At 67.7% G+C, this 13,032-nt stretch carries 10 protein-coding genes; 7 read left to right on the top strand and 3 right to left on the bottom strand.

Features of this window, described 5'->3' with window-relative positions:
* Positions 1-62 precede the first annotated feature (62 nt).
* Complete coding sequence (gene ilvD, locus ABZ382_RS05570) at positions 63-1,916, top strand: dihydroxy-acid dehydratase (protein WP_357084564.1); 1,854 nt, start codon at positions 63-65, stop codon at positions 1,914-1,916.
* Between the two features lie 4 nt (positions 1,917-1,920).
* On the opposite strand, the gene ABZ382_RS05565 is transcribed toward ilvD, so the two are convergent.
* Positions 1,921-3,873 carry an MFS transporter gene (locus ABZ382_RS05565; RefSeq protein ID WP_357084561.1) on the bottom strand — a complete coding sequence of 651 codons (1,953 nt, stop codon included), beginning with the start codon at positions 3,871-3,873 and terminating at the stop codon, positions 1,921-1,923.
* Between the two features lie 262 nt (positions 3,874-4,135).
* Between ABZ382_RS05565 and ABZ382_RS05560 the strand changes: the two genes are divergently transcribed.
* Positions 4,136-5,191, top strand: coding sequence for a ParB/Srx family N-terminal domain-containing protein (locus ABZ382_RS05560; protein WP_357084558.1), 1,056 nt, complete (start codon positions 4,136-4,138; stop codon positions 5,189-5,191).
* A 64-nt stretch (positions 5,192-5,255) separates the two neighbouring features.
* On the opposite strand, the gene ABZ382_RS05555 is transcribed toward ABZ382_RS05560, so the two are convergent.
* Together ABZ382_RS05555 and ABZ382_RS05550 are read right to left on the bottom strand one after the other, a co-directional pair.
* On the bottom strand, positions 5,256-5,582 hold the full coding sequence (locus ABZ382_RS05555) for a hypothetical protein (RefSeq protein ID WP_357084555.1): 327 nt from the start codon (positions 5,580-5,582) through the stop codon (positions 5,256-5,258).
* A 120-nt stretch (positions 5,583-5,702) separates the two neighbouring features.
* Positions 5,703-6,857 (bottom strand): serine hydrolase domain-containing protein, encoded by a 1,155-nt coding sequence (locus ABZ382_RS05550; RefSeq protein ID WP_357084552.1) that lies wholly within the window; start codon positions 6,855-6,857, stop codon positions 5,703-5,705.
* Positions 6,858-7,084: 227 nt separating this feature from the next.
* Here ABZ382_RS05550 and ABZ382_RS05545 point away from each other — a divergent pair, with 227 nt between their 5' ends.
* The 5 genes from ABZ382_RS05545 (at position 7,085) to ABZ382_RS05525 (ending at position 12,950) form a co-directional block, all read left to right on the top strand.
* Positions 7,085-7,885, top strand: a complete 801-nt coding sequence (locus tag ABZ382_RS05545; RefSeq protein WP_357084549.1) for a hypothetical protein — start codon at positions 7,085-7,087, stop codon at positions 7,883-7,885.
* 45 nt (positions 7,886-7,930) lie between these two features.
* Positions 7,931-8,515 carry a hypothetical protein gene (locus ABZ382_RS05540; protein WP_357084546.1) on the top strand — a complete coding sequence of 195 codons (585 nt, stop codon included), beginning with the start codon at positions 7,931-7,933 and terminating at the stop codon, positions 8,513-8,515.
* A 193-nt stretch (positions 8,516-8,708) separates the two neighbouring features.
* Entirely contained in the window at positions 8,709-10,919 is a 2,211-nt protein-coding gene (locus ABZ382_RS05535) for an MMPL family transporter (protein ID WP_357084543.1), read from the top strand.
* 109 nt (positions 10,920-11,028) lie between these two features.
* Positions 11,029-12,279, top strand: a complete 1,251-nt coding sequence (locus ABZ382_RS05530) for a sensor histidine kinase (RefSeq protein ID WP_357084540.1) — start codon at positions 11,029-11,031, stop codon at positions 12,277-12,279.
* Complete coding sequence (locus ABZ382_RS05525; protein ID WP_357084537.1) at positions 12,276-12,950, top strand: response regulator transcription factor; 675 nt, start codon at positions 12,276-12,278, stop codon at positions 12,948-12,950. The genes ABZ382_RS05530 and ABZ382_RS05525 overlap by 4 nt, the downstream gene beginning before the upstream one ends.
* Positions 12,951-13,032 lie beyond the last annotated feature (82 nt).

Here is a 13,032-nt window from a genome sequence, read left to right as displayed (position 1 = left end):
TCCAACCATTCAGTTGCAACCGTTTGGTTGTGGATGGTCGAGGCGAAGCAGGAGGTGACGTCGTGCCCGAGTTGCGCTCACGCACGGTCACGCACGGTCGGAACATGGCGGGGGCCCGCGCGCTCATGCGGGCCAGCGGAGTCCCGTCGGCCGATATCGGCCGCAAGCCGGTGGTCGCGATCGCCAACAGCTTCACCGAGTTCGTGCCCGGCCACACCCACCTGCAGCCGGTCGGGCGAATGGTGTCCGAGGCGGTGCGCGCCGCGGGCGGCATCCCGCGCGAGTTCAACACCATCGCCGTCGACGACGGAATCGCCATGGGGCACAGCGGAATGCTGTACTCGCTGCCGTCGCGGGACCTGATCGCGGACTCGATCGAGTACATGGTGAACGCGCACTGCGCCGACGCACTGGTGTGCATCTCCAACTGCGACAAGATCACCCCGGGCATGCTGATGGCCGCCTTGCGGCTGAACATCCCGACGGTGTTCGTCTCCGGCGGCCCCATGGAGGGCGGCAGCGCGGTGCTGGTCGACGGCACCGTGCGCAGCCGTCTGGACCTCATCACCACCATGGCCGACGCGGTCTCCCCCGACGTCTCCGACGCCGACCTCGCCCTCATCGAGGAGAACGCCTGCCCCACCTGCGGCTCCTGCGCGGGCATGTTCACCGCCAACTCGATGAACTGCCTGACCGAGGCGCTGGGCCTGGCCCTGCCCGGCAACGGCACCACCCTGGCCACCCACACCGCCCGCGCCGAGCTGTACCGCGATGCCGGGCGCACGGTGATGGAACTGACCCGCCGCTACTACGACGAGGACGACGCCGGGGTCCTGCCCCGGAACATCGCCTCCCGCAACGCCTTCGACAACGCCATGGCCCTGGATCTGGCCATGGGCGGCTCCACCAACACCGTCCTGCACCTGCTGGCGGCCGCGCACGAGGCGGGTCTGGACTACACGCTCACCGATATCGAGAAGATGTCGTTGCAGGTGCCGTGCCTGTGCAAGGTCGCTCCCAACGGCGAGTACCTGATGGAGGACGTGCACCGCGCGGGCGGCATCCCCGCGCTGCTGGGCGAGCTCGACCGGGCAGGGCTGCTGCACCGCGATGTGCGTGCGGTGCACGCGGATTCACTCGGCGTGTGGCTGAACGACTGGGATGTGCGCGGGGGCCGGCCGTCCGCGGCGGCGCTCGACCTGTTCCACGCCGCGCCGGGCGGCAAGCGGTCCGCCACCGCCTTCTCCCAGTCCGAGCGGTGGCATTCCCTCGACCTGGACGCGGCCCAGGGGTGCATTCACGATGTGGCGCACGCCTTCTCCCGCGACGGCGGACTGGCGGTGTTGCGCGGCAACCTGTCCCCCGACGGCGCGGTGGTGAAATCGGCGGGCGTGGCCGCGCACATGCACACCTTCACCGGTCCGGCCCTGGTGGTGGAGTCGCAGGAGGACGCCGTCGAGGCGATCCTGTCCCGCCGCATCAAATCCGGTGACGTGCTGGTCATCCGCTACGAGGGTCCCAGCGGCGGGCCGGGCATGCAGGAGATGCTGTACCCGACGTCGTATCTCAAGGGCCTGGGCCTGGCCGGGGAATGCGCGCTGATCACCGACGGCCGCTTCTCGGGCGGCTCCTCGGGCTGCTCGATCGGCCACATCTCCCCCGAGGCGGCGGCGGGCGGCCCGCTGGCGCTGGTGCGCGACGGCGACTCGATCACGATCGACATCCCGTCCCGCACCCTCACCATGGACGTGCCCGACGCCGAATTGGCCAGGCGGCGCGCCGAACTGGAGGCGACCGGCGGCTACCGGCCGCGACACCGCGAACGGCAGGTCTCCCCCGCCCTCAAAACCTATGCGCTGCTGGCCACCTCGGCGGACCGGGGAGCGGTGCGCGACACCACGCTGCTCCCCGGCTGAGGCCTCACTGCGGCAGGGTGGCCAGCTCGCGCTGGACGGCCGCGTCGTGTTCGGCGGCCTCCTCCGCGGCCTTCTGGGGGCTCCAGTGGCCGGCCATGATGAACACGAACGGGATGAAGCAGATCTGGGCGATCAGGCAGATCCACCACCAGGTCTTCCACTGCTGCGGTGAATCCTTCTGCGCCTGCTGGACTTCCTTGCCGTGCTCGGACAGGTAGGCCAGGTCGTCGGCGGGGATCGCGCTCACGGCCTTGAGTTTGGCGCTGGCGGCGGTCAGGGCCGGGCCGGTCTGGGAAGCCACGGCCAGCTGATCGACGGGCACCTTCCCGGCCGCCGCGATCCGGGCGCCGGCCTGATCCGGCGGGATGGCGAACTTCTGGGCGACCTGCCCGACCGCGGTGGCCTGGGCCGCCTGGTCATTGGGGTCGGTCAGGAGTTTGACCAGCACCTTCTGATCGATGGCCTGCAGGGTGGCCAGTTCCTCGGGGTACTTGGCGTTGAGCTCGACCGTGGTCTTGATGTCGGCCGGGGAATCCCCGGTCAGCTTCACCAGGGCGGCGACCTGCGCTCCGACGTCGTTCGGATTCTTGCCGAGGGCGGTGAGCGTGTCCTCGCCGACGGTCTGAATGGTCGCGATCTCCTCGTGGTACTTGGCGTTGATGGCCTGCAACCGCGGCCCGTAGTTGACCAGCGTGCCCGCCGCGGTCACCACCAGCAGCAGCCCCAGCAGCACGAACGTCACCACCGTGCGCAGCACGCCGCCCCACACCGCGAGCCCGACCGCCGTGGCCGCCGGATTCCGCTTCTCCACGGTCTCGGTGAAGCTCGCCATCCAGGTCGAGTAGGCGATGCCGCTGCCGACCGCGGTGAAGCTCATGACGATCGCGAAGGTGTAGTAGTCGGTGCCGGGCTGGTCGGTGTAGCTGAGGAACACGTAGGTCCCGATGATGCTGATGATCGCGCCGAACACCATGAACGGTTTGCGGACCTTCAACTTGTCCGACACGATGCCGGTGATCACCAGCGAGAAGGCGCTCGCGATCCAATACCAGTTGCCCAGCGCGTTGGCCTGGGCGGCGGTGAACCCGAAATTGGTCGCCATGTAGACCGGCAGGAACGACACGATCGTGTAGAAGAACGCCAGGAAGATCGAGATGGCCAGCGCCGAGCCGACGATGTCGAGGTGCATCATCTGCTTCCACTGATTGCGTTCCAGCGCACCGACATCCAGCCCGCGCGCCCGCGCCTCGATCAGCGCCTTGTCCCGCAGCGACACCATGATCTGATCCCGCAGCCGGGGGCTGAGCTCACGCAGCCCGACCAGACCGACGAGCGAGATCGCCAGGCAGATGACACCCGCGAGCCGGTAGTGGTACTGCCAGTCCGGGTGCGCGTCGAGGGTGTGCGTGGAGATCTCGGTGGTGACGAGCGCGCCCAGCACCGGCCCGAGGGTCCAGAAGCCCATGGCCGAGGCGCGGTCCAACTGCGGGGAGAAGTCGCGCACCAGCGCGGGCGTCGCCACCAGCACCGCGCCCTCGACGATGCTGATGACGCAGTAGATGGCCAGGAACGATTCCTTGGTCGTGCACTGCGGCTGCGCGAACAGGGTCAGCAGCGAGGTGACGACGGTGCCGTAGGCGACGATATTGGCCCGGCCCCAGCGGTCCAGGACGCCGGTCACCACCGAGGCCACCGCGCCGAAGGCCGCGCCGATGATGAAGATCCCGACGAAGTAGCGGAAGGTCAGGTGGAAATCGGCGATCAGCTGGTTGCCGACGGCTCCCGACACGAACAGCTGGTAGTACAGCGCGACGGAGACCACGACGACGAGGAAGAGGTACCAGGACCGGGCGGGCGTTTCCGGATAGTGCGGGAGCTTGCGCTGCCAGAGTCCGGTGACCAGCGTCGGAGGGGGGAATTCCGCGGCCGGAGGCACCGCGGTCGGTGTGCTGCTCATGTTCGAGACGCCTTTCTCTCCACGGCGTTCGCGCAGCCACAAGGCCCTTGGTTCGCGGCGCGAGCAACCGGGTGACAACAGGGTAGCGGCCATGAGTGACTCAGATCACTGTTATCGGACTCAGCGCCCGCACACCCGCACCGCGCCCGTTCACCAATTGTTGGCCGAGACAACAGCATCTGGCCGTCGGGACATCGCGGACCGGTCATCGGCGCTGGTCACCGTAATGCGGCTTGTATCACTGCATGAATTCGAGGATTCGATGTCGAACACCACCGTCGCGCGGGGCCGCCTGGTCGCCGCGTTCGCGGGCGCGCTGATGGCCCTGACCAGTGCCGTCGCGTTCGCCGCCCCCGGGGACCCGGGCGAGCGGCCCTCCTTCTGCGACCACGACCAGCGGTCCACCCCCGGCGCGGCCTACCTGTGCGCCAAGACCGACGATCTGGTCGACGTCCGCATCGGCGATGTGCTGCCGACCCAGCCGTCACTGGGCTACGACGAGGTGTTCTACAAGCTGGGCCGCTACACGCTCGGCAAGGACGCGGTGAACAAGAAGTTCGACGACTGGTGCGAGGCCAACGGCCAGGTCGCCGCCGCCACCGTGAACCCGGGTGCGCAGCTGAAGGATTCGTCCTCGTTCACCTGCAAGGTGGCGATCGGCGCCGAGACCGCCGACTCCATCGCGCCGATGAAGACCGTGGTGATCGGTCCCCAGGGCCGGCTGTACCTCACCGACGGCCACCACACCCTGACCTCGTTCTTCGAGACCCCGGACGGCGGCGCGGACACCCACGTGCGCCTGCGCGTGCTCGGCAACCTGAGCACCCTGCCCGACGGCAAGTTCTGGGACGCCATGAAGGCCAACGGCTGGACGTGGCTCAAGGACGTCAACGGCAACGCCATCAAGGAGCACCAGCTCCCGAAGTCGGTGGGCCTGGCCAACTTCGCCGATGACAAGTACCGCAGCATGATGTACTTCGCCCGCGACATCGGCTTCCACGAGGGCACCCTGCCCTTCGAGGAGTTCTACTGGGGCGCGTGGATGCGCGACAACAAGGTCGGCGGCGACTGGAACCGCAATGATTTCGCCGCCTACCTGGCCGCGCTGAAGACGGTCACCCAGGCGCAGGTCGCGCTCGGCCCGAACACCGTGGTGGCCGAGGGCAAGACCGCCTCGCAGCTGGATGTGCTCCCGGCGTGGAACGGCGGCAGCGCCGAGGACAAGGGCGAGTTCGGCAAGATCTCCAAGCCGTACTCCGACGCCAAGCCCGGCAAGCTCGGCTACGCCATCGAGTACCGCCTGCGCACCGGCCGCTGATCACCGGACCGCGACGAAAAGACCTCGGGATCGCCTGACGCGATCCCGAGGTCTTTCGGTTCGATCAGGGGTAGGCCTGAACGATCTCGACGTTCACCAAGGCGTTGAACGAGTCGCAGCTGGCCCACGACTGGTTCTGCCCGTACTGCATGGGCCCGTACTTCCAGTAGGTGAAGGGGACGGGCCAGGCGACACAGGTGAGCTTCACCTGATGCCAGGTCGGCAACTCGCAATTGGACATTCCGCCGGTATTGAAAATGTTGTACAGGTGGCAATTCGCCTGCCACACCGGCACATCGTCGGCCTGGGCCGTTCCACCACCGGCGAGCACCATGCCCGCGGCCGCGGTGGCGACGACGGCACTGGCAGCAAGCCGCTTCGCAGATAGCATTCCGACCTCCTGAATTGGTGTTGTCCTAGAGCAAATCGCACTCGGGTGCTACTTGTTACGGAAAACAAAACAATTGATTACTTCGGAGGATCGTCCTTTATTCGGAATTGCCCTGTTCGATCAGGGAATCGGGGGCGGGCGATCCGGGACCAGAAGGGTCGCAATGGCAGTGCCGATGGGGATCGCGTTATTCGTGTCGGCGTTCGCGGTGGCGCCCAGGGTGGCGTAGACGACGACGGTGGTGGCGGTCCTGGTGTCGTAGAACGCGACTCCGTTGTAGCCGCCGTAGGACGGGTTCATGAACAGCCAGTCGCCCAGGTGCGGAACGCCGAACGCGAAGTACTTCTGCGCGGTGAGCGGGCCGAGTCCGGCGGTCGAGGGGGCCATCATCTGCTGAAACCGGTCTGCGGGAAGCAGTTCCCCCTTGCCCAGGGCGCGAACCCAGCGGCCGACGTCGGTGACGGTGGAGTTCATATTGCCGCTGTGCAGGAAAGCGGTCGGATTCCAGAAGGTGGCGTCCTCGAAGATCTTTCGCTCATCGGTGTAGCCGTGCAGGATCGGCTCGTCCACCTGGGCGGTGAGCATCACCTTGCTCTTCTTCATGTCGAGCGGTGCCAGGACGTAGTCGGATATCAGCTCGCCCAAAGGTTTTCCCGACGCCTTCTGCAGAACTTCGCCGAGCACGACCAGATCGCTGTGGGCGTAGGCGAAGCTCGTGCCCGGGTCGAACAGCGGTGGTCGGGCATTGGCCAGGTCGAACAGTTCCTGAGCATTCCAGGTGTGAAACGGGTTGTCGCCGAATCGTTTCAGGAATTCCGGATCGGTGACATAGTCGGAGATTCCGGAGGTGCTGTTGGCGAGCATTCTCGGAGTAATGCGTTCGGCGCGTGGGAAATTCGGCAGCCATCGGGCAATCGGCTCGTCCATTTTCAGCGTGCCGTTCTCGTCCAGCCGCCAGAGCACGGTGGACAGCATCGGCTCCATCGGCTGGCCCACCCGCAACTGCATATCGCTGGCCGCCGGGACACCGAGCGGTGAGTCCCCCACCGCGCCGACGGCCACTTCCTTGCCGTCGCGCCAGGCGCCGAACACCGCCGCGGTGAGATCGAGCTCGCCGAGCTTCGCGCGAACGATATCGGTGATCTGCTCGACCTCCTTCGACGGCGGAGCCGGACTGCCGGACTCCGAGCCCCGATCCGACCCGCACCCGCCGACGATCAGGCTCAGCGCGACCATCAGCCCCGCACCTGCGCGCCATCGAGCAGACACACTCATCACCGGGTCCCTTCGCCGAAGAAGACGGGCGGAGCAGCGTTGATCAGAATCTACGCCGGGAGCCGACCCATGGCCACGACCGATCCATAACCCGCGCGGCGCGGTCGCGGGCCCGAATCACGGCCCCGAAAACCCGGGGCATGCGGCCCGCCGCCGATCGGTGAACAGTGCTATTCGCAAATGATCATCCCGCCTAATCAGCGTTGCCGAATCGAGAAGCCCGCACCATGCGTACCTCAGTCCGCACCCTCGCCGCGGCCGGAATCACCGCCACCGCCTCCGCCCTGACCGCGCTCGCCGCCGGACCGGCCGCCCACGCCGACGTCACCGGCACGGGAATGACCGTGCAGGGCAGCAACTTCCAGGTCGGCCAGACCTACAATGTCGTCATCCCCGTCTCCGACTGCACCGGTGGCAGCCTGTCCGACACCTCCAACGGCGTCACCGTCCGCTCCGACTGGAAAGGCAAGTCGAGCATCGCGGGCCAACCCTGCATGGGCACCACCTCCACCTGGACCTTCCAGTGGAAGCCCCTCACCCCCGGCACCCACGTCCTCGGTTTCGGATACGGCAACAGCAACGTCAGCCTCCCCCCGTACACCGACATGGCCTCCGCCACCGTCCAGGTCAGCGGCTCCGGCAGCACCGACCCCCAGGCCTGCGACACCGCCTGCACCACGGTCCACGGCACGCCTCAGGTCGGCTGCACCCTCACCGTGACCATGTCCACCATCCCGGCCTCCCTCGCCACCTCCTCCGGCTCCTCCCTCCTGCAATCCCTCAGCTCCGGCACCCCCACCCGCAACGCCTGGTTCGACGACAACGGCACCGGCACCGCCACCACAACCATCACCGGCACCTCGGTCACCATGAAGTGGACCCCCACCACCACCGGCTACCACCACCTCGCCGGCAAGTACGACACCGGCGCCCAACCCCCCTTCCTCGGCGACGGCATAGTCCTCCCCGGCTACGCCGGCGACATCTGGCTCCAGGTAGCCCCCACCGGAACCCAGCCCTGCGCCTGAGTCGCGTTCGGATCATCCACGGGCCGAGGTGATCTCGGCCCGTGGATGTCGGCGCGCGATGCGATCATCATGAGGCGCAATCGAGTTACCGGATCCACCGGAGAAACCTCCGCGATCATCTTCGAGTTCTCCCGCCACCCGGACGAGCCCGGCGAGCCGGGGCCGACCGGGTTCGATTTCGGCGACATGGACGTCGTCGGCGATCTGGGCAGTGCCTCGTCCGGAGACGGCGGCCAGTCCATGATGATCTTCTTGTCTGTCACGATGTTGCTGGACGAGCTGTCCGCGCTGATCGAACGGGGCCGCGGCGGATTCGACTGGATGGGAATATCGTCGGGATTCTCGCTCAACTTCACACTCATGAAAGGGCGGATGCGCGTTCGCGCCGGCCGCGTCGAGATCACCGACACAGCCGCCGTGCACGTACTTGACGCAGTCCAGCAAGCCGTCCGTGAGTTCGCCGCTCGACAGCTACCGCTGCTCGACGCGAAAGACATCGGGCGAAACGACTTGGAGGACTCAATGGCGAGCTACTCACGGGCCGTCCAGCGATACGCGGAGGCCGAGCAAACCCCCAAGCGGCCTACCACTACCCGGAAACGCTCACCACGTCGCCAGCCGTGGCAATAGACCCGGACAAGCACCGTGTCGGGGGACGACGGACCAGTCGTATGTCATGGCTGGCACGGTAGCAATGCCGATCTGCCCGGCCGGGGGTCTGCGGATCGAGTAGTCAGCGGGTCCGTGTACTGCGTTCGCAGTACACCCGACGGCCGTCACCGGGACGATGCCGACTACAGAGGCGTCGAACGAGCATGGCCGCATGGCGAAATTCCTGTACCGGGTCGGCCGGTTCGCGTTCGAGAAGCGGCGGCTGGTCGTGCTGCTGTGGGTGGGGCTGATGGCCGCGCTGGTGGTGGGAGCCGCCAGTGCGCCGCCCGCGCCACCGGATACGTTCTCGATTCCGGGGACCGAGTCCCAGCAGGCGTTCGACCTGCTGGAGCAACGGTTCCCGGGCACCAAATCCGATGGGGCGCAGGCACGGATCGTGTTCGTCGCGCCCGAGGGGCAGCAGATCGGCTCCGACGCCAACAAGGCGGTGGTGGAGCGGATCGTCGCCGATGTCTCGGGCGGCGCGCAGGTGAAGGGCGTGCTCGACCCGTTCCAGACGGGCGCGGTCAGCAAGAGCGGCACCACCGCGTACGCGACCGTGAGCTACGGCGCTACCGGTGACAACCTCACCGATGCCACGAAGACGGCGCTGACCGACGCGGTGGACACCGGGAAGGCCGCCGGGGTCACCGTGGAGATCGGCGGGTCCGCGCTCCAGGCGAAGCCGGAGATGGCGGGGGCGACCGAGGCCATCGGCATCGCCATCGCGGCCGTCGTGCTGATGATCACGTTCGGCGCGTTCGCCGCGGCGGGCTTGCCGCTGATCACCGCGCTCGTCGGGATCGGCGTCGGGATCGCTGCGATCGTGGCCATCGGGATGTCCACCACGACAACGACTCTGGCGATGATGCTCGGGCTCGCGGTCGGCATCGACTACGCGCTGTTCATCGTGTCCCGCTACCGCACCGAACGCGCCGAGGGATACAGCGCGTCGGAGGCCGCGGGACGGGCCGTCGGAACCGCCGGATCCGCGGTGGTTTTCGCCGGACTCACCGTGGTGATCGCGCTCGCCGGACTGGCCGTGGTCGGGATTCCGGCTCTCACCAAGATGGGATTGGCCGCCGCCGGCACCGTCGCCGTCGCCGTGACCATCGCGTTGACGCTGCTGCCCGCACTGCTGGGCTTCTTCCAGAACGCGGTGCTGCCCAAGGCTTTCCGCAAGCAGCAGCAGGATCGCACCAGTCTGCCCGCCCAGTCGATGCCGGAGGACGAGCCCGGGATGGGCACGCGCTGGGCGCGGTTCGTCGTCCGCCGTCCGGTGGCCGTGCTGTTGATCGGGCTGGTCGGCATGGGTGCCCTCGCGCTGCCGATGACGAGCCTGGAACTCGGTATGCCGGGTGAGGAATCGCAGCCGACGTCCACGACGCAGCGCCGCGCCTACGATGCGCTCGCCGAGGGCTTCGGGCCCGGCTTCAACGGGCCGCTCACCGTCGCACTGGATGTCAAGGGTGTCAGCGATCCACGGGCCGCGGTGGAACGGGCGACCAGCACGCTCGCCGCGACCAAGGGTGTCGTGTCGGTGTCGCCCGCGATGTTCAATCAGGCCGGTGACGCCGCCATGATCACGGTGGTCCCCGCCACCGGTCCCTCGACCACCGCGACCAAGGACCTCGTGCACGCCCTGCGCGGTGAGGCCGGCGGCCTGCGGGCGGCGACCGGCGCGACCATGCTCGTCACGGGTGCGACCGCGATGAATATCGATGTCTCGCAGAAGATGTCGGACGCCCTGCTCCCCTATCTCGCGGTGGTGGTCGGGCTCGCGATCCTGCTGCTGATGGTCGTGTTCCGTTCGATCGCCGTGCCGATCAAGGCGGCCTTGGGCTTCCTGTTGTCGGTGGGCGCGGCATTCGGTGTGATCGTCGCGGTCTTCCAGTGGGGTTGGCTGGCCGATCTGATCGGCGTGCACCAGACCGGTCCGGTGATGAGCATGATGCCGATCTTCCTGATCGGCGTGGTGTTCGGGCTCGCCATGGATTACGAGGTCTTCCTCGTCACCCGGATGCGGGAGGCCTTCGCGCACGGCGAGAGCGCCCGGGACGCCATCGTCACCGGATTCCGGCACAGCGGCCGGGTGGTGGTGGCCGCGGCCGCCATCATGATCGCGGTGTTCGCCGGGTTCATCGGCGGCGGGGAACCGATGATCAAGATGATGGGCCTCGGGCTCGCCGCGGCGGTGTTCTTCGACGCCTTCATCGTCCGCATGACGCTGGTCCCGGCGGTACTGGCGCTGCTCGGCGACAAGGCGTGGTGGCTGCCGGGCCGGCTGGCCAAGATCCTGCCGAACGTGGACGTGGAGGGCGAGAGCCTGAACCGTCCGGTGGCCGCCCAACCGGAGCGGGAGCTCGAATCCGCGCGCGTCTGAGCCGCGGGCCGGGCCTGCGACAGGTACCGGTAGGCCGTCCCGAGCGGGCGGCCTACCGGTCGGTTCGGGACCTGCCGATTAGTGTTCTCGACGAGGAGAAGGAGTGCCGATGACCACCGAATGGTCGCAGTGGCCGCGCCGGCACAGCCGGGCGGTCGATGTGGTGGTGGCCATCCTGCTGTGCGCGCTGGCCACCTACGCGAGCCGGTTCATCGACACCGCGAACGGTCAGGGTCCGGTGGCGGTCCGGTCGGTTTCGCCCGGGGTGTTCGCACTGTCGGCGGCGGCCTCGATCGCCTTGTTGTGGCGCCGGGCGTATCCGCGCGCGGTCCTGGCGATCACGACGGCCTGCGGTATCGCGATCGGCGCCTCGGGTTTCGAGGTCTCGGTGTTCACGGCGGGTGCGGCGTTCGTCGCCATGTATTCGCTGGGCTTGTGGTATCCCGATGCCCGCACGGCCAAGCTCGCGCCGGTGGTCGCGGGCGCCGCGCTGCTGCTCACCTCGCTGGTGCACGACTTCAATCCGCTGCTGACCGGCGGACGCATCACACTGATCGCCGGTGACCTGCTGGCCGGCGCGTTCGCCGAGGCCGGGCGCAATCGGCGCAACTACCTGGCGGCCTTGCACGCGCGCGCCGAGCTGGCCGAACGGACACGGGAGGAGGAGGCGCGGCAGCGGGTCGGCGAGGAGCGGGTCCGGATCGCGAGGGAGTTGCACGACATCGTCGCCCACCACATGGCGTTGGCGCACGCGCAAGCCTCCACTGCCGCATACCTGCTGCGCAGCCAACCCGATCAGGCGCAGGAGATGCTCGACGAGCTGGCCGGCACCACCTCCGCGGCGCTGCGTGAACTCAAAGCCACCGTGGGTCTGCTGCGGGAGGACGATTCCGATGCCCCGCTCGAACCGACGCCCGGCCTGGCTCAGCTGTCGGAACTGCTCACGTCTTTCGAGCGAACCGGTTTGACGTTGTCGTTGTCGATCACCGGTGTGCCGCGCCCGCTCTCACCGGGTGCGGATCTGACGGCGTATCGGATCATCCAGGAGGCGCTCACCAATGTCACCAAGCACGCGAGCACCGCGACCGCGACCGTGCGACTGGTCTACTCGCGCCTACTGCTGACCATCAGCGTCAGCGACGACGGCGGCCACGCGCCCGAAACTGCTCGTGGTGAACAGGATTCGGCCGAGCGGGATTCGAACGCACAAGGTTACGGCTTGATCGGCATGAACGAGCGCGCCGTCTCGGTCGGCGGCCACCTGCGCGCCGGCCGCAAACCCGGCGGCGGTTTCGAAGTCACCACCGAACTTCCTCTCGAACCACCGAAAACCCCTGACGACGAGGACGAGACGCCATGACCATCCGGGTACTGCTCGCCGACGATCAAGCCCTGCTGGCCGGCACCTTCCGCCTGCTGATCGATTCGGCCGAGGACATGGAGGTGGTCGGCATCGCCGGAAACGGCCGGGAGGCCGTCGAACTCGCTCGAGCCACTATCCCCGACGTGGTCGTGATGGACATCCGTATGCCCGGCACCGACGGTCTCACCGCCACCCAGGAGATCTGTGCCGACCCCGCCCTGCGCGACACCCGCGTCATGATCCTCACCACCTTCGAACTCGACGAGTACGTGGCGCAAGCCCTCCGCGCGGGAGCCAGCGGCTTCCTCGGCAAGGACGTGGGTCCCGAGGAACTCCTCCGCTCCATCCGCGCGGTAGCCGCCGGCGACGCCCTCCTCTCCCCCACCGCGACCCGCACCCTCATCGCCCGCTACCTCTCCCGCCCCGAAAGCCGCATCAGCGCAGCCGATTCCCTCGATGTCCTCACCGCCCGCGAACGCGAGGTCGTCGCCATGGTCGCCGAAGGCCTCTCCAACGAGGAAATCGCCGAAAAGATGTACGTCAGCCCCCTCACCGTCCGCACCCACGTTCAACGCGCCATGTCGAAACTCGGCGTCCAGAACCGAGCCCAACTCGTCGTCCTTGCGTTCCAATCCGGCCTGGTCCGGGTAGAACCACCCCGCCCCTGACCGATCGCGCAGACTTTGCGGTTAGGTTGGAGTGGTGACTCGGATCGACGGTCACGTCGAAGGGCCGTGGGGGGTACCGCTT

Source organism: Nocardia sp. NPDC005825 (assembly GCF_040630175.1).
GTDB lineage: Bacteria > Actinomycetota > Actinomycetes > Mycobacteriales > Mycobacteriaceae > Nocardia.
This window is presented reverse-complemented; position numbering and strand designations above follow the sequence as displayed.